The 17628-nt window shown below is 58.8% G+C and carries 16 protein-coding genes; 2 read left to right on the forward strand and 14 right to left on the reverse strand.

Annotation, left to right across the window (positions count from 1 at the left end):
• Positions 1–598 precede the first annotated feature (598 nt).
• The 6 genes from B088_RS02965 to B088_RS02990 form a co-directional block, all read right to left on the reverse strand.
• Positions 599–1066, reverse strand: coding sequence for a hypothetical protein (locus tag B088_RS02965; RefSeq protein WP_018106920.1), 468 nt, complete (start codon positions 1064–1066; stop codon positions 599–601).
• Between the two features lie 18 nt (positions 1067–1084).
• Complete coding sequence (gene ychF / locus B088_RS02970; RefSeq protein ID WP_018106921.1) at positions 1085–2188, reverse strand: redox-regulated ATPase YchF; 1104 nt, start codon at positions 2186–2188, stop codon at positions 1085–1087.
• A gap of 27 nt (positions 2189–2215) precedes the next feature.
• Positions 2216–4867 (reverse strand): endopeptidase La, encoded by a 2652-nt coding sequence (gene lon, locus B088_RS02975; protein WP_018106922.1) that lies wholly within the window; start codon positions 4865–4867, stop codon positions 2216–2218.
• A 724-nt stretch (positions 4868–5591) separates the two neighbouring features.
• The gene (recO, locus tag B088_RS02980; protein WP_018106923.1) at positions 5592–6314 is read right to left on the reverse strand and encodes a DNA repair protein RecO; all 723 of its coding nucleotides are present in this window, start codon (positions 6312–6314) and stop codon (positions 5592–5594) included.
• Between the two features lie 33 nt (positions 6315–6347).
• Positions 6348–7805 (reverse strand): aminoacyl-histidine dipeptidase, encoded by a 1458-nt coding sequence (locus tag B088_RS02985; protein ID WP_018106924.1) that lies wholly within the window; start codon positions 7803–7805, stop codon positions 6348–6350.
• A 50-nt stretch (positions 7806–7855) separates the two neighbouring features.
• Positions 7856–8191: a PAS domain-containing protein gene (locus B088_RS02990; RefSeq protein ID WP_018106925.1), complete on the reverse strand. Its 336-nt coding sequence runs from the start codon at positions 8189–8191 to the stop codon at positions 7856–7858.
• 86 nt (positions 8192–8277) lie between these two features.
• Between B088_RS02990 and queF the strand changes: the two genes are divergently transcribed.
• The gene (queF, locus tag B088_RS02995; RefSeq protein ID WP_026170465.1) at positions 8278–8754 is read left to right on the forward strand and encodes a preQ(1) synthase; all 477 of its coding nucleotides are present in this window, start codon (positions 8278–8280) and stop codon (positions 8752–8754) included.
• Between the two features lie 3 nt (positions 8755–8757).
• Here queF and rsmH read toward each other — a convergent pair whose 3' ends face one another.
• From rsmH to B088_RS03010, 3 genes are read right to left on the reverse strand one after another with little or no spacing between them, the layout of a single operon-like run.
• Positions 8758–9714 (reverse strand): 16S rRNA (cytosine(1402)-N(4))-methyltransferase RsmH, encoded by a 957-nt coding sequence (gene rsmH, locus B088_RS03000; RefSeq protein ID WP_018106927.1) that lies wholly within the window; start codon positions 9712–9714, stop codon positions 8758–8760.
• 3 nt (positions 9715–9717) lie between these two features.
• On the reverse strand, positions 9718–10011 hold the full coding sequence (locus B088_RS03005) for a DUF4286 family protein (RefSeq protein ID WP_018106928.1): 294 nt from the start codon (positions 10009–10011) through the stop codon (positions 9718–9720).
• The gene (locus tag B088_RS03010) at positions 10008–11267 is read right to left on the reverse strand and encodes an AI-2E family transporter (protein ID WP_081605453.1); all 1260 of its coding nucleotides are present in this window, start codon (positions 11265–11267) and stop codon (positions 10008–10010) included. The genes B088_RS03005 and B088_RS03010 overlap by 4 nt, the downstream gene beginning before the upstream one ends.
• A gap of 110 nt (positions 11268–11377) precedes the next feature.
• Here B088_RS03010 and dacB point away from each other — a divergent pair, with 110 nt between their 5' ends.
• On the forward strand, positions 11378–12793 hold the full coding sequence (gene dacB / locus B088_RS03015; protein ID WP_018106930.1) for a D-alanyl-D-alanine carboxypeptidase/D-alanyl-D-alanine endopeptidase: 1416 nt from the start codon (positions 11378–11380) through the stop codon (positions 12791–12793).
• 514 nt (positions 12794–13307) lie between these two features.
• Here the strand turns inward: dacB and lpdA are convergent.
• The 5 genes from lpdA to rpsK form a co-directional block, all read right to left on the reverse strand.
• Positions 13308–14681, reverse strand: coding sequence for a dihydrolipoyl dehydrogenase (gene lpdA / locus B088_RS03020; RefSeq protein WP_018106931.1), 1374 nt, complete (start codon positions 14679–14681; stop codon positions 13308–13310).
• Between the two features lie 144 nt (positions 14682–14825).
• On the reverse strand, positions 14826–15341 hold the full coding sequence (gene rplQ / locus B088_RS03025; protein ID WP_018106932.1) for a 50S ribosomal protein L17: 516 nt from the start codon (positions 15339–15341) through the stop codon (positions 14826–14828).
• An 8-nt stretch (positions 15342–15349) separates the two neighbouring features.
• Positions 15350–16345, reverse strand: a complete 996-nt coding sequence (locus B088_RS03030) for a DNA-directed RNA polymerase subunit alpha (RefSeq protein ID WP_018106933.1) — start codon at positions 16343–16345, stop codon at positions 15350–15352.
• A gap of 43 nt (positions 16346–16388) precedes the next feature.
• Positions 16389–16988, reverse strand: coding sequence for a 30S ribosomal protein S4 (rpsD, locus tag B088_RS03035; protein WP_018106934.1), 600 nt, complete (start codon positions 16986–16988; stop codon positions 16389–16391).
• Positions 16989–17239: 251 nt separating this feature from the next.
• The gene (gene rpsK, locus B088_RS03040) at positions 17240–17626 is read right to left on the reverse strand and encodes a 30S ribosomal protein S11 (RefSeq protein WP_018106935.1); all 387 of its coding nucleotides are present in this window, start codon (positions 17624–17626) and stop codon (positions 17240–17242) included.
• Positions 17627–17628: the final 2 nt, after the last annotated feature.

A 17628-nucleotide genomic window follows, 5' to 3' on the forward strand; every position in this document is an offset into this window, starting at 1 on the left:
ATCCCGCCTGCCGATCCCGCAGGGGCGAAGCCCCGGAGGGATCTTCGCTCCATAGCCCGCGTGTCGAGGCACGAAGTGCCGAAGACCCCGGGAAACGACGACGCATTGAAGTTATACGACCCCGCCAGGGTGTCGCACATACCTGTCAGTCAATCAGTGCGACACCCTAGCGGGGTCGCGGGATCGCTTGCAATGCCTGCCCCCGGGTCGTCGGGGCTACGCCCCTTGACCCGGGGCTAAAAAGCGGGCACCCCTGCCGGGGTGCTTCGTTCACCACTCTTTACAATGAGTTGAATGGTTTCTGTACCACTCAAATGCGTCACCCCTGCGGCTCCCCGGATCGAGGCGAGTGGAAGGGGACAAAGCCTTACAAACCGTCTGACTCATAGTCCCTAATAAAGGCACAAAAAGCGAGGGTTCTCAAAATACTGATTATCAGACTAGAAAGATCCGCAGTCTCCATTACCGATATTAGACTTATCTAATACCGATATTAGTGTCGACTAATACCGGTATTAGTGATCACTATTACCGGTATTAGTTTTCCCTGCTGTCCGGGAGGTCGGCAGCAGGGGTGGAGGTGATTGAAAGGGCGGGGTTATAGTCGCTCCTCGTCAGCGGGGCGGTGCCCCTTGTGGAGGTGGTAGGAGATCCGCTCCACGATGACGCAGAGCATCGGCGCAGTGATCAGGATCGTACGGAGCGCAACGGGTGAGAGCCGGCTCGTGCGACCTATTCCGATGAGCAGTCCCAGCAGGATGTAGAGGGGATAGAAGAGGATCGGGTACTGCTTCCTGATAAACGTCCGATCAGGGAGCAGGCGATCACGCCCGATGGCCCGGCGGAGCAGTAGGCCTACTGCGAGGGCTCCGACGAGCGCCCCGAGGGAGAGCCACACCGGCACCACTTCTCTGGGCGCGAGATAGACTGCCGTTAGGAGTAAGAAAAACTCGCACATCCACTGGTACAGGGTGCGGCTGTGCCGGCTCCGCCCGCTGATCGTGCCACCGAGATAGACGATGGCGAGCAGCAGCGGCACGACGAAGTAGTAGCCGATCCGTTCCATAGGGCTATCGTGAGGCGGTCAGACGTTGAAGCGGAAGTTCATGATGTCCCCATCCTGCACGACGTAGTCCTTCCCCTCGATATTGAGCTTGCCGGCCTCCTTGACCGCCTGCTCGCTCCGGAGGGCAATGAAGTCGTCGTACTTGATCACCTCGGCGCAGATGAATCCGCGCTCGAAGTCGGAGTGGATCACGCCCGCCGCCTGCGGGGCCTTGCTTCCCCTCGGGTAGGTCCAGGCGCGAACCTCCTTCTTCCCCTCCGTAAAGTAGGTCTCCAGACCCAGCAGCGCATAGGCGGTGCGGATCAGACGCGAGACGCCGCTATCCGAGAGCCCTGCCGCCTCGAGGAACTCCTGTCGCTCCTCGTAGGTGTCCAGCTCGGCGATGTCCGCCTCCATCTGAGCCGCCATCACCATCACTTGCGCCTCCTCGTCCTTCACCGCCTCACGGACGGCGTCGACGAAAGCGTTGCCACTCACGGCATCGTCGTCGGTGACGTTGCAGACGTAGAGGACCGGCTTGGCGGTGAGTAGGAAGAGCTCACGGAAGCACTTCCCCTCCTCACTCTCGGGGTCGATGTCGAGGGTGCGGGCATTTTTCCCCGCCTCGAGGATCGGCTTGACCTGCTTGAGGACACTCAGCATCGCCTTGGCGTGCGGGTCACCACCGGAGGCGGTATGCTCCGCCTTCTTCCACCGACCCTCGATCGTCTCGAGGTCCTTGAGCTGCAGCTCGGTGTCCACCACCTCCTTGTCCCTCACCGGGTCGATCGTCCCATCGACGTGTACGATATTGGGGTCCTCAAAGCAGCGAAGCACGTGGATGATCGCGTCGGTCTCACGGATATTGGCGAGGAATTGGTTCCCCAGCCCCTCGCCCTTGCTGGCACCGCGCACGAGACCGGCGATGTCTACGATCTCCACCGTCGTCGGGACGATGCGCTCCGGGTCGACGATCTCGGCGAGGGCATTGAGCCGCTTATCCGGCACGGTGATCGTGCCGAGGTTTGGCTCAATGGTGCAGAAGGGAAAGTTGGCCGACTGCGCCTTGGCATTTGAGAGGGAATTGAAGAGAGTGGACTTGCCGACATTGGGCAGCCCGATGATACCGCACTTGAGTGACATAGGTCTTGATGGCTTGATTGGGTGGTGTCAGATCTTTTCCGAGGGAGTGTCGACAGGAGACTTTAGCTCCATCATCTTGCGCTGCCGCTCGCGCGCCTCGGTGACGCGCTTCATCAGGTCGACCGGGTGGTCCACCTGCTTATCGGAGAGGGCGGCATCGATCACCTCGCTGATGTCGCGGACGTAGACGAAGGTGAGGTCCTCGAGGTACTCCGCCTTGATCTCGTCGATGTCCTTCTTATTCTCCTCGCAGAGGATCAGCGTCTTGATGCCGGCGCGCTTGGCGGCGAGGATTTTCTCCTTGATCCCTCCCACTGGGAGCACCTTACCCCGCAGCGTGATCTCGCCTGTCATGGCGATGTGGGGCTTGACCTGGCGCTGCGTGAGCGTGGAGATGAGTGAGGTGACGATGGTGATGCCGGCGGAGGGACCGTCCTTGGGGATGGCGCCCTCCGGCACGTGGATGTGGAGGTCCCAGTAGTCGAAGAGGTCCGCATCGATGCCGTACAGGTCGGCGTGGCTCTTGACATACTCGAGGGCGAGGGTGGCGCTCTCCTTCATCACGTCACCGAGGTTGCCGGTCATGCTGAGCCTCCCCTGGCGTGAGGGGATGGCGGCACTCTCCACGAGGAGGATCACGCCGCCGACGCTGGTCCAGGCAAGGCCGGTGACGACGCCGGCGTACCTATTGCCCTCATACTTCTCCGGCTTGTGCTTCTCGGGGCCGAGGAGCTCGGGGAGATCAGAGGGGGAGACGGTGACGGGGAAGAAGGTGCGCGCCCGCTCGCGCATCTGGTCCTCCTTCGTGAGACGGATCTCCTTCCCCTCCGCATCAGTACGGGTCTCGGGGATCTCCCGTGCCTGAGCCTCAGGGCTCTCAGCATGCTCCATCGCCTGCTTGGCGAGCTTGCGGAGGAGCTCACGGATGCGCTTGTCGAGCTGACGCACACCGCTCTCGAGGGTATAGTCCTCGATCAGGCGGTCAATGGTCCGCTTGGAGAGCTTCACGTCACCCTTCCTCAGCCCGATCTGGTCGAGCGAATTGGGGATCAGGTGGCGCTTGGCGATCTCTACCTTCTCCTCCGGGATATAGCCGCTCACCTCGATCATCTCCATACGGTCCCGCAGGGGGCCGGGGATGTCTCCGACGTTATTTGCCGTGGCGATGAAGAGCGCCCGGCTGAGGTCGTAGTCGAGGTCGAGGTAATTGTCGTGGAAGGTATTATTCTGCTCGGGGTCGAGCACCTCGAGGAGGGCACTGGAGGGGTCGCCCTTGTAGTCGTTGGCTAGCTTATCCACCTCGTCGAGGACGAAGACGGGATTGCCCGAGCCGGCCTTGAGGAAACCCTTGATGATCCGTCCCGGCATCGCTCCGATATAGGTGCGTCGGTGACCGCGGATCTCCGCCTCATCGTGCATGCCGCCGAGGGAGATCCGGACATACTTCCGCCCGAGAGCGCGGGCGATGCTCTTACCGAGGGAGGTCTTGCCCACTCCGGGGGGGCCGTAGAGGCAGAGGATCGGTGCATGGAGGTTGCCCTTGAGCTTCAGCACAGAGAGGTGCTCGAGGATGCGCTCCTTGACCTTCTCGAGACCGAAGTGGTCCTTGTCGAGGATGCGCTGGGCGGTCTGGATATTGAAGTTATCCTTCGTCACCTTATCCCACGGCAGGTCGAGGATCGTCTGGCAGTACTGCAGCTGGACGCTGTAGTCCGGGCTCTGTGTGCTCATGTGCCGCAGCTTGGCGACCTCCTTGCGGAAGGCCTCGCCCACCTCGGAGGGCCACTTTTTCTTTGCCCCCTTGGCGAGCATCGTCGTGATCTGATCCTCGTCGTCGTCGGAGAGCTCCTTGCGGATCTGCTGCATCTGCTGCTGGAGGAAGTAGTCCCTCTGCTGCTTGTCCATCTCGCTCCGCGTCTGGAGGCGGATCTTCTGCCGCAGGGTCTGCAGCTCCGCCATCTGATTGAGGAGCGGGAGGAGGAGGAAGCCGCGCTGCTTCATGTCCGAGGTGAGGAGGAGTAAGATCTTCTGCTCCTGCTCCTCGGGGAAATTGCTGGCGCTGAAGTTGATGATCACCGTCGGGTCTTGCAGTCGGTGAGCCGATGCGATGAAGGGCTTGGGCACGTCGCCCTTGAAGATCAGGAGCTGGATCATCACCTCCTTGATCGTCATGGCGAGGGCGCGATACTCCATGTCGCTCTCGTCCGGCTCCTCCTCCGGGCTGAGGGTGTAGGAGGCCTTGACGAAGGGGCTGACGCTTACGAAGTCGCCCAGACGCACGCGGACCTTGCCCTGCATCACCACGGTAAGCATCCCATCACCCATATCGGCCACATGCATCACCTCAGCGATGATGCCGTAGTCGATCAGGTCCTCGCGAGTCGGCTCCTCGATGGTTGGGTCCTTCTGCGTCGCTACGAGGATATGCTTATTGTCCGCCGTGGAGAGGTAGTCGAGGATGCGCTTGGACTTATCCCGCCCGACGATGAGCGGCATCGCCACGTAGGGGAAGAGCTGGTCTGTGCGCATCGGCAGGAGAGGCAGCACATCCGGCAGCTCCTGAATGTCCTCCTCGAAGTCCAGTCTCTCATCGTACTCAGGCAGTATCATAGGCATCATTTGCGGTCTCTGCGGAGTGTCGTCGTCCTCCTCGAGCTCTATATCGTCGATATCAAACATGCTGATCGTCAGTTCTGTTACGGCATAGCAACACTTCCCTACGCCAATAGTGTGCAAAGGTACCAATAATTGACCACAGCCCTACCTCCCGACCGACCGATCCGGTCGGGGTGACGCATTTGAGCTCATCGCAAAGAGTAAGGACCGATGCACCCCCTCTCGGGTGTCCTTTGCCGAGCGTTATTTCACGAGTGACCAACCAGTAGGAAACCCCGGCAGGGGTCCGTTTTTCATAGCTGTATGTTTGCCGTATGTTCGTTGAGGGGGGCTATAGGACGAGTCGGACGTTCTGCCCAAATATTCTAGGCTCTGACAGCATTCCGGCATCCGCAAGGATGCCCGTTCCATAGGCATCGGTCGAGGTACGTAGTGCCGAAGACCCCGGGGACGTAAAGCACCATATATATTATTGAACCACGTCAAGGGGCGTACACCTGCCGGTGGCAGGCGGCAAGTGCAGCACCACAATAGTTCATAGGCCGTCTCTCTTGAAAAAAACGAGGCTCGGCAGAAGGACAGTCCTTTAGTCTGCACTTTTAGTCAAGAGGAGGCAGGAAGAGACACAGAGAGACTCTTTGAGACAACCCCTCTCTGCGGAGGTGGTATTTTTGCACCACTAAAGCTTCCGGGTAAGCTACGCAGTCGCCGTTCAATACGGGGTAATGACTTCTCTCCTTTATATTCCGCACCACTCAAATGCGTCACCCGCTGCGCTCCAGTCACCTCAGGAGAGGAGCCGGCGGAGGATGGCGGGGGACTTGAGGGTCCCCATCTCGGGGAAGTGGTAGGTCATATAGTCGAGGAGCAGCGTCATCAGACTATTTCGCTCCTCCCTGGAGAGCGGGATAGCGAGCGGGTCGGGCTCGGTGATGAAGCGGTAGAGGAGCTCCGCCCTGCCCGCTTCTGCCCCTTCGCCTCGGCTCCTCGGTGCACGGAAGAGCCCCTCCTGCAGATCGAGGACATCACCTGGGCGATAGCCGTCGTACCGCGGGAGGATCCCGAGGTGGTGGCAGAGACCGGTCATCAGCCTCAGGTGCCAGGAGGCGCGCGCCGTGTCAGAGATCCGGTCGAGGTCGGCGAGGCTCTCCCGGAGGTAGCCGTAGAGCGCTCGGTCCGGCGAGGCTGAGCGGAGGAGCCGGTGGAGCAGCTCGGTGGCAAAGAGGGCGAGGGCGTTGGCGGAGGGGTCGATGCTCGGAGCGGAGAGGAGCTGCACGATCGTGGTACCCCGGGGGATGAAGACCTCTCTCGTGCTGCGGTAGTCGATAGTGGTGCGGATGACGGAGAGGGGAATAAAAAGGGCTCTCGCCCCTCCGGCTGTCTTGCGGCCGGCGGGACGAGAGGCTCTCAGGGACAGCGACCCGAAGAGGTCACTGTAGACATGTATCATGTAAGCGGTGTCGGAGAAGCGTACCGCTGTGAGGACGATTGCTTCGATCTCAGTCGTCATGAGACCCTCACACAAGGTCCCCGCATCGGGGTATCAGAGCTTCTCCAGCATCCGTACGACGAGGTCGTATGCCTGACCGACGGTGTCGATCTTGACGCGCTCGTCCGGGCTGTGCGGATGGAGGATCGTCGGTCCGACGGAGACCATATCGGTCTCGGGGGCGATGCCCTGGAAGAGTCCGGTCTCCAGTCCTCCGTGGATGATCTGAAGCTTAGGCTCCGACTTGAAGAGCTCCTCATAAGACTCCTTGGTCACATCCAGCAGGTGAGACTGAGCATTGGGCTGCCAACCAGTGTAAGAGCCACTGAGTTCCACCTCGGCACCGATCAGCTCAAAGGCACTGCAGACCATATCGGCTACCATCTGCTTGCGACTCTCGCTGGAGCTACGCACGAGGAACTTGGCACGCACCTCGCCCTCCTCGATACTGAGGATCGCAAGATTGGATGACGCCTCGGTGGTACCGGGGAAGTCTACGAGGGTGGAGGCGACGCCATTGTGTACAGCACTGATGGCGAGGATCACCGCATCGCGTACCTCGCGAGGCATGACCTTCTTCGGCTCCTCCTCAAGCGGTGTGGCGGTAAAGGTGATGTGATTCTCCACCTGACCGTACTCGGCATTGAAGAGACTCTCCCACTCCTCGACCATATTGGCGAGGGTATCAGTCTTCTCGCCCTCCTTGACGCAGACGATCGCCTTAGCCTCGCGGGGGATGGCATTGCGGAGCGTACCGGCATCGACGGAGGCGATGTCGAGATTGGTCTCCCGGACGGCGTGCTTGAGGAAGCGGAAGAGCATCTTCACGGCATTACCACGACCGAGATTGATGTCCACGCCGGAGTGGCCACCCTTGAGACCGGAGAGGGAGAGCTCGTAGGCGACGGCACTCTTCTTTGCCTTCTCCTCCTTGTAGCCAAGGGTTGCGGTGACGTCCACGCCACCGGCGCAGCCGATGAAGATCTCACCCATCATCTCGGAGTCGAGATTGATGAGGTACTTGCCCTTGATGTCTCCGGCGACCAGCTCGTGTGCGCCGATCATACCCTCCTCCTCGTCGACGGTGAAGATCGCCTCGATGGGGCCGTGCTTCAGCGTATTATCCTCGAGGATTGCCAGAGTGATCGCATCACCGATACCGTCATCAGCACCGAGGGTGGTGTCACGGGCGGTGACCCACTCGCCGTCGATGTAGGCGTCGATCGGGTCCTTCTCGAAGTCGTGATCCGACTCAGGAGTCTTCTGCGGCACCATATCCATATGGGACTGCAGGGTCACCATCGGATGATCCTCGTAGCCCTCGGAGGCGGGCTTGTAGATAAATACGTTGCCCGCCTTGGTGCGGCGGGTCTCGAGACCGAGCTCCTTACCGACGCCGGCGATGTACTTCGAGATCGCCTCGCAGTGGTGGGTGGGACGGGGATGCTGGGTGAAGGCGTGGAAGTGCTTCCAGACCAATTCGGGCTTCAGATTCTTGATTTCCTCAGACATAGAATATGGGTTTTGGTTTTTTTATTCTCTCAAAGGTACGAAAAAACATCCTACTTGCGGACGTAGTGCTGCATCGGCTCGTCGGGGAGGATCATCGACAGCTCGATGAAGCCGGCGTACTCGCCATCCTGGTACCAGGGGATCTGGTAGATGAGCTTTTTCTTCCCCTTCTTATCGATGGTGTAGACGTGCTTGAGCTCCTCGGTCATCATCTTCTGGAGGAGTGAGCGGGCAGGCTCGGGGTGGCAGTCGAGGACGTTGAAGCCGATGAGGTCGCGCCCGTCAGGGCAATTGACCTGGCGCGACTGCTGATTCATCTCGATGATCTTCCCCTCCTTGTCGCAAATGGTGACGGATATATCCGCCTCGTCAAAGTACTTGAGCATAATAGTGGTGACTAAGTGTTGTTTCGCAAAGGTACCCACACTTGGAGATAAAATCGCTACTTTTGCTCCATAACGATCATCCCAATATGACAGCACATACAGACAAAGAGAGAGAAGAGGAAGGGCTGCAGCTGCTCCGCCCGCACGATACACACTACCCGGAGGACTACGATCCGTCGGTACTGGAGACGTTTATCAATAAGCACCCGGACAACGACTACTGGGTCCGCTTCAATTGCCCTGAGTTCACCAGCCTCTGCCCGATCACGGGGCAGCCGGACTTTGCCGAGATACGGATCAGCTACATCCCCGACGTGCGGATGGTGGAGAGCAAGGCGCTGAAGATCTATCTCTTCTCCTTCCGCAACCACGGCGCCTTCCACGAGGACTGCGTCAATATCATCATGAAGGATCTGATCCGCGTGATGGACCCGAAGTACATCGAGGTGACGGGGCTCTTCACACCGCGCGGTGGGATCAGCATCTACCCCTACGCCAATTACGGTCGTCCCGGCACACGCTACGAGCAGCTGGCGGAGCGCCGTCTCGAGGCTCACGAGTAAGCTTTACTCTGAGACCAGCTCGGCGGCACGGAGCTTGGCGGAGCGGACGCGGGGGTTGCGCTCGATCTCCTCGGCTGAGGGGATGACCGGCTTGCTTGAGAGCGGTCGGAGTGGCGCCCTGAGGTTGCCGTAGAGGTCCGTCTCTCGGTCGCCTGCCACGTTGCCGTAACGGAAGAAATTCTTCACCGGACGATCCTCGAGCGAGTGATAGGTGAGGAAGACCGCCCGCCCGCCGGGAGCAAGCAGGGTCGGGAGCGACTCTAAGAGCGCATAGAGGGCGCCCATCTCGTCATTCACGGCAATGCGCAGTGCCTGGAAGACCTGCGAGAGCACCTTATTCCGGAGCTTCTTATTGCGCTCAGGTGCGATCGGGCTCAGTGCGTCGATCAGCCCCTTCATCGTCTCCAGTTCGCCCCGATCGGCAGCCTGCTTGATCAGCGTGGCGGCGCGACGCGACTGCTGCACCTCGCCGTAGGTGTGCAGCAGCGTGGCGAGCTCGCTCCACTCCAGCCGGTCGATCAGCTGGCGGGCGGTCTCGCCGGCGGACTGATTCATCCGCATATCTATCGGGGCGTCGTCGTAGCGGAAGGAGAAGCCTCGCCCCTCCTCGTCGAAGTCGTGCGATGAGACTCCCAGGTCGGCGAGCAGACCATTGATGTGGGTCACGCCGAAGTAGGTGAGGAAGCGGGGAAGGTAGCGGAAGTCGGTCCGGACAAAGGTGAAGCGCTCGTCGCTGATGTCACATCGGTCGCGCGCATCGAGGTCGCGATCGAGACCGAAGAGGTGCCCCTCGGGTCCCAGCCGGCTCAAGATCTCCCGCGAGTGCCCGCCACCGCCAAAGGTCGCATCGACGTAGATCCCATTGGGATCGGTAACGAGACTATCGACGGTCTCCCGCAGCAGTGCCGGCACATGGTAGACCCCCGCTGTCGTAGGGCTACTATTCCTCTCCTCACCCATAGACTACTCCAGCACCTCCAGCTTGGTCATAAAGGGGAGCACCCTCTGCGGATAGGTCTGCATCAGTCGGTGCAGTTCGTGATCCTCCGTGATCCTGAGCTCCTCCAGCTGTTCTCTCTTATCTCCCTCTACCTGAAGCGCATAGCCGCCGTCATCGGGCAGACGAAGGAGCCGAACCGCCGTCACGCCCTCATAGTCCCGCCAGGTCGGCAGGAGCCGCTCCCGGAGGTAAAAGAGGACATCGTCCAGCAGCTCCGGCTCACAGGTGAGCGTGATATTGTAGATGTAGCAGCTCATAGACGGCTCTCGTCGAGGTCCTCCTGCGTCGTGACGACGGTGGGATTACGTCCTTCCTTATTCATCCTGAGAAGCCTGTCTGACCGCTCCCTCTCGTACTGCTCTTGCGCCTTTTTCTGCGCCTTTTCCTCCTTCTTCGTCAGCTTCTCCTCGTTGAGGGCATAGAGCGGTATCGGCTCGCCCACCGCATACTTCATATAGAAGTAGTAGATCACCATCGTGAAGGGGAGAGCGAAGAAGATACCGATCGCCCCGAGGAGATAGCCCCAGACGGCGAGCGAGAGGATGATGATCGAGGCACGCATACCGAGGCTCTTCTGCATGATCAGAGGTCGGAGGACAAAGTCCTGAAGCACCTCCGAGATCATCATGATGATGACCGCAATCAGGAGCACGACCCAGAAGTTTTGCCCCGTAGCCACCGACTGCAGCGCACAGCAGAGCACCAGCGGCGGATAGCCGACGATCTGGAGATAGGGGACGAAGTTGAGGACCCCGATCAGCAGTCCGAGGGTGATACCCATAGGCATCCCCATGAGTCCAAATCCGATCGCAAGGTAGACCGCAATGATCAGTGCGATCAGTCCCTGACCACGTATGTAGCTATTGACATAGACATTGATCACCTCCCCTGCCTCCATGGCATAGCGGCGGATCTTGTGGGGGAAGAGGTGATAGAGCCCGTGGATCAGCACCTCATAGTCGAGGAGGATGAAGAAGAGGTACATGACGAAAAGGAAGACCACGGTAAAGCCGCTCACTATCCCCATGGCGCTCGAGAGCATATCCCAGCCCGCCGAGGCCGCCTGCATCAGGTAGTCGAGGATCTCCTTGATCTCGAAGTGCTGGAGCCACATGTCGAGATTGAGGGTATTAGCGACGTCGGCACGATACTGCTCCGGCACCATCGCCAGCAGCACCTCCGCATCGGTGTAGCGCGAGATCAGGCTCCACCCCTTGCTTACCTCGTTGATCACCGAGGGGATGACAAAGGCGAGGAAGCCCCCGACGATGATCAGGAAGAGTAGCACCACAAGCGTCACCGACCAGCCGCGCTGCCGTATGTGCCACTTCCGCTCGAAGTAGTGTACCAGCGGCATCAGCACCGCAGCGGTAATCCAGGCAAGGATAAAGGGCCAGAGGATCACCTTGAGCGAACCGACGACATACATCGCCAATGCCATCATTGCGATCGCAAAAACACACCTGACGGTCCGGTCCAGGGTGAATTCTTTTCTAAAAAAGTTCGTCAGCATATAAGAGTCAGGAAGCCTCCTCTACCGGAGGAAGGGAATATTTGTCTATCTTTATACCTATACTGAGCGGGTGTCCAAGTGGCACTCACGCCACAAAGATACAACTTTCCATGAGACGCCTTTCTCTATATTTCCTCTCCCTCACCCTACTATCCACCCTAGCGGCACAGTCCGTCCGGGTCCCCACCGCCATCCCTGAGCTGCTCGACGACACAGCCTGGGGGCTCAGCGTCCGCGATGTCTCCACCGGGCTCCAGGTGGTGGACCTGCAGGCGAGTCATCTTCTCACTCCCGCCAGCACGATGAAGATCGTCTCCACCGCCGCTGCCTACCGGATCCTCGGACCCGACTATCGGATCCCGACGGAGGTGATGATGACCGGACCGGTGCGGGATGGCGTGCTGGAGGGCGACCTCTGCCTCGTCGGTCACGGCGACCCGACGATCGAGTCCCAGTATCTCTCTCGGGAGGAGCGCTGGGCTCTCTATGACGAGATCTCCGCAGCTCTCAGCGAGCGCGGCATCACACGGATCACCGGCTCGGTGCTGGCGCTCTCGGACCGGCGGGACTTCCAGGCAGTGAATCCCTACTGGTCCGCCGTCGATATGGGAAATTACTACGGGGCGGGTCACTTTATGCTCAACGTCCTAGACAATACCTACCATCTGAGCTTCCGAAACTATGGACGAGACTTCAGCGTCACGCCCGAGGTGCCGGGGCTGCGGCTCGTGGGACTCTATGCCCGCACCTCACGCGTCACGTCGGACTCGCTCTACATCTCTTCATTCCCCCTCTCCGACGGCTCCCTTGCCATCACCGGTGCATACCCCTCTCGGGCGAAGAGCCTCGGTCTCCGTGGAGCAGTGCCCGACCCGCCCCTCCTCCTTGCCAAGCGCGTCCGTGACCGGCTGCGGCGTGACGGCATCACCGTGGAGGGCGACTTCCGCACCGTGGCACAGCTTCCCCGGGGGAGTGTCCAGCTGATCACACACTACTCGCCCCGGCTGAGCGAGGTGATCCGACTGACCAACCACTTCTCCATAAATATGTATGCGGAGGGGTGTCTCCGCCTGATCGCAGACAGGATCCCTGCCCTCCCCGGCGAGACCGTGACGGAGACAGCCATACGGGCGGTCCGGGACCACTGGGCTTCGCAGGGGCTCCCCGTCTCCCTCATAGAGATGTACGATGGGAGCGGTCTCTCGAGAGCCAATAAGGTGGCACCCGCCTACATGACCGAGCTACTCACGAGGGTCTGGTGCGAGTCGGACGACGATGGCTTCCCCCTACTCCTCCCCACCATCGGTCAGGAGGGGACCCTTCGGCTGCTCCTCGGCGGCACCCGGCTCGAGGGCGCGGGGCGGATGAAGAGCGGCAGCATCCACGGCGTCACCTGCTACGCCGGCTACATCACCCACGGAGGCAGGACCTACGCCGTCTCAGTGATGGTCACCAACCACACTAAGCGCCACGGAGAGATCCGCCGTGCCATCGGTGACCTGCTCCTCTCCACCTTTGTCTACTAACCCCGTCAGAAATTGGGTCAAAACTAATACTGGTATTAGTCGAAACTATTAGCGGTAATAGTGCTCACTAATACCGCTAATAGTTTCGACTCTTATCGGTATTAGAAACAACGGATCTCATACTACTGACAGTCAGCCCCCTGCGCCTCTACCCGAAAAGCATGCTCGAGGGACGTAAGTCCGACTACCCTTTGACCCACAAACAAATCGAATAGGTCGGGGAAACGGAAGTTTTCTGACCTACTTCGTTTTCTTCCCTCTCACACCTCCGTACGTACCGTTCGGCATACGGCGGTTTAATTCGTTTTCAAAGAGTGTCTAATAGTGTAGTAGCCCAAACAACTTACAAGTCCTCGTAGGGCAAGCACATCTTTTGATATCGCTCTGTTTCCATTGCTTCCATATCACCTTGCGTAACATAGTGCGCAGATGTATGGCATGCCCGTCATACAAGACAAAGGTCGTGGTGCCACACGGGCATCACGACCTTTGCACATATATAGGGGGATCCGGATCAGTCCTCAGCCATATAGGCAGCCTCGTGGAAGATCTCGGCAACCGTCGGGTGGGGGAAGATCTGGTGACGGAGCTCATCGAGCGTCATACCCTCGGTGATCGCCAGGCCGCCAATAGCGATGATCTCAGAGGCGGGATCTCCGTAGATCTGCACCCCGAGGACCTTCTTCGTCTCGGCGTGGTAGAGGATCTTGAAGAGCCCGGTGGCGCGCTCATTCTCGACAATAAATCGCCCGGCGAAGGTCATCGGGATCTTGAGCGCCTTGTAGTCAGTGCCGGCCTTCTCCAGCTCGTCCTCACTCGCCCCGACGCTGGCAAACTCAGGGCTGGTGTAGATGACTGAGGGGATGGAGTCGTAGCGTGCCTCCTCATCGGCGCCATCGACGATATTGCGGATAGCTACCTCGCCCTCGTAGTAGCCTACATGGGCAAGCATGATCCCTCCGACGCAGTCACCTGCAGCGTAGACGTGCTTGTGGGAGGTGCGCATGTGGCTGTCGACCTTGATGGCACGACGATTCATCTCGATGTCAAGCGTCTCCAGCCCCAGCCCCTCGGTGATGGGTCGGCGACCGGTGGAGAGGAGGATACGCTCTGCCTCGAGGACCTCTCGCTGACCCTCGTAGGTCTCTATGGTAACGGCTCCGGTATGGAGGGAGACCACCTTGGCCTGGAGGAAGAACTTGACTCCGGCCTTCTCGCACTCCTGCTGGAGGAGCGAGGAGACCTCGGAGTCCATCGGGCCGAGGATCTTGGGGATCATCTCCACGACCGTCACATCGACGCCCATGGCGGAGTAGAAGCCGGCAAACTCCATCCCGATGACTCCTCCGCCGATGATGAGGATGGACTTGGGGAGCTCAGGGGCGCTTAGGGCCTCGGTGGAGGTCCAGTACTCGGTCTCTCCGATGCCCTCGATGGGCGGGATACTGGGCTCGCTACCGGTGGCGAGGAGAACGTCAGTGGCGGCGTACTCGGCGTCGTTGCAGCGGATGCGGATCTTACCCTCCTCAGTCTCTCCGTCGAGGGCGGCGAGACCGTCGACGATCTCAACGCCGGACTTGAGGAGCTTCTGCTTGACGCCGGCGACCAGCTTGCGGACGATCTTCTTCTTGCGGGTCATGATCTTGCCATAGTCGGCGCTGACGCTGCCGTCGACGGTGATGCCGTACTTGTCGGCGGAGTTGATCTTCTCGAGGAGGTGAGCGGAGTGAAGCATCGCCTTGGTGGGGATACAGCCCTCATTAAGGCAGACGCCACCGAGGTGGTTGCCCTTCTCAAAGAGGACCACCTTCTTCCCCTTCCCGGCAGCATACTCAGCTGCATTGTATCCGGCGGGACCACCGCCGATGACTGCGATATCGTAGGTCATGGTATTTTATAGAAATAGTTGGATATGGTCTTATCATTACATGCGTCGGCAAGTTACCCATTTTCCTCGAAATGGGGTACAAAAAAAGGAGGCGCACTCCTCAGTGGGGTACGTCTCCTTTGTGTAAATATAGGGGAGTGATCCTTACTTGGTCTCCTCCTCAGCGGGGGTCTCAGCCTTGGTCTCCTCGACGGGAGCAGCCTCGGTGGTATCCTCGCTCTTCTTGCGGCGAGAGCGGCGGGTCTTCTTCTTAGCTGCCTTCTCCTCCGTAGCCTTGGTCTTGCCCTCCTGAGAGTAGACCTCATTGAAGTCCACCAGCTCGATGAAGCAGGTCATGGTGTCATCACCACGACGACGACCAAGCTTGATGATGCGGGTGTAGCCACCGGGACGGTCAGCCACCTTGGGCGCGATCACCGTGAAGAGCTCTGTGACGGCCTCCTTATTCTGGAGGTCACGGAAGACCATACGGCGGTTATTGAGGTTGTCCTCCTTGCTGCGGGTAATCATCGGCTCGATGTGCATGCGGAGGGCCTTGGCCTTAGCGAGAGTGGTGACAATCCTCTTCTCCATGATCAGCGAGGCAGACATATTGGCGAGCAAAGCCTGGCGATGACTGCTGGTGCGGGAGAGATGATTGAATTTCTTATTATGTCTCATTATGCTACTTAGTCTCTATCTAGTTTGTATTTGGCGACATCCATGTCGAAGGTGAGCTTGAGATCGTCAAGGAGTGCGTAGACCTCGTTGAGAGACTTCTTACCGAAGTTACGGATCTTGAGCAACTCACTCTCCGAGAAGGACACGAGGTCACCGAGGGTGTCGATGCCGGCAGCACGAAGGCAATTGAGCGCTCTGACGGACAGCATGTCCTCGGAGAGCTTAGTCTTCAGGAGCTGACGGAGACGCATCGTCTCCTCGTCGAAGGTGTCATTACCCTCCTCAGTCTCCAGATCGTACTCGATCGTCTCATCGTGGAAGAGTCTCAGGTGAGAGATCAGGACGTCTGCAGCGTCCACGAGCGCCTGCTTGGGCGACACCGAACCGTCGGTATCGATGTCGAGGAGTAGGCGGTCGTAGTCGGTCTTCTGACCCACGCGGGTATTCTCGACAGTCATCTTGACATTGAGGATCGGGGTATAGATCGCATCTATGGCGATACGCTCCGGGTCGTCGAAGGACTCGGCAATATCGTCAGAGGAGACCCAGCCACGACCCTTGTCGATGAAGAGCGTGAGATCAAAGGAGGCTGACTTATCGAGGTGGCAGATGATCTGCGACTTATTGAGCACCTCAAAATTGGTGAGCGGGGCGATGTCGCCGGCTGTCAATTGCTTCTTGTCCTTTCCACTGACCTTGATCGTCACCTGCTCATCGTCCTCACCCTGGATGATCTGCTTGAAGCGGACCTTCTTGAGATTAAGAATGATATTTGTCACATCCTCAACAACTCCGGGTATGGTGGCAAACTCATGAGCCACGCCGGAGATCTTGATGGAATTGATGGCAAAGCCCACGGGCGAGGAGAGGAGAATACGACGCAGAGCATTACCTAAGGTAAGACCGTATCCGGGCTCCAAAGGCTTGAAGTCTGCTCTCCCATGTGTGGGTGTCGACTCCGTGAAGACCAGCTTGTCTGGTTTTTGGAATACTAGTAAAGCCATATCACTGCTATTAAATGACTCGAAAGTCGGAAAGGATCAATTATTACTTAGAGTACAGCTCGATGATAGACTGCTCTACGATATTCTCAGGAATATCAGCGCGCTCGGGCACGTGGAGGAATGTACCTGCCTGTGCCGCACCATCCCAGGCGAGCCAGGAGTACTGGTTGTGTCCCAGACTCTGTACAGCCTCGCGGATGATCTCAAGATTCTTATCTCTCTCACGTACGCCGACGACCTGACCGGGCTGTACGGAGTAGGAGGGGATGTCTACCACCTTGCCGTCGACGATGATGTGGCGGTGATTGACGAGCTGACGAGCTGCAGCACGTGACTTAGCGAGACCAAGACGGAATACTACATTGTCGAGACGCTGCTCCAGCAACTGGAGGAGGACCTCGCCACGTACACCGGGCATACTGGAGGCCTTCTTGTAGTAGTTGCGGAACTGACGCTCCAGGACTCCATAGGTGTACTTTGCCTTCTGTTTCTCGCGCAGCTGATTACCATACTCGGATGCCCTACGGCGACGGGAGTTTCCGTGCTCTCCGGGAGGTGTTGTCTTCTTGCTCTTGACATTGCCAAAGACAGGCTCGCCAAACTTGCGATTGACCTTAGCTTTAGGACCTGTATATCTTGCCATGACTTATCTATTACTATTATGTGTGGATTATATGAGATCGATCGGTGGGATCCTCCAAGGGACCGGCACAGTGCTGCGCGTCGTCCCTGTATCTATCACTCCGCCAGAGCGGCAGAGGCACCGGCTTACCGGAGGGTAAGGTGCGCGACTCCTACAGGGACATTTCTCTTATCTACACTATGCTATCACTTATCTATGAGGGACACCTGTGACGATGACACGAGGTCATCGATCGCTCTCAGATCTCATCATCAGGGTTTGCGACGCTTGGGAGGACGGCAGCCGTTGTGGGGCATGGGCGTCACGTCGATGATCTCCATCACCTCGATGCCGGCGTTATTGATCGTGCGGATGGCACTCTCGCGACCGTTGCCGGGACCCTGTACATAGACCGTCACCTTGCGGAGACCGGCGTCGTGAGCCTTCTTGGAAGCATCCTCGGCAGCCATCTGAGCGGCGTAGGGGGTGTTCTTCTTAGAGCTGCGGAAGCCCATCTTACCGGCAGAGGACTGGCTGATAGCCTGACCCTGGTTGTTGGTGAGGGTGATAATGATGTTGTTGAAAGAAGAGTGGATATGAGCCTGACCGATGGCATCGACCTGGACCTTCCTCTTCTTGGCTGTTTGATTCTTTGCCATAA

The organism is Porphyromonas bennonis DSM 23058 = JCM 16335 (assembly GCF_000375645.1).
Taxonomy (GTDB): Bacteria; Bacteroidota; Bacteroidia; order Bacteroidales; family Porphyromonadaceae; genus Porphyromonas_A; species Porphyromonas_A bennonis.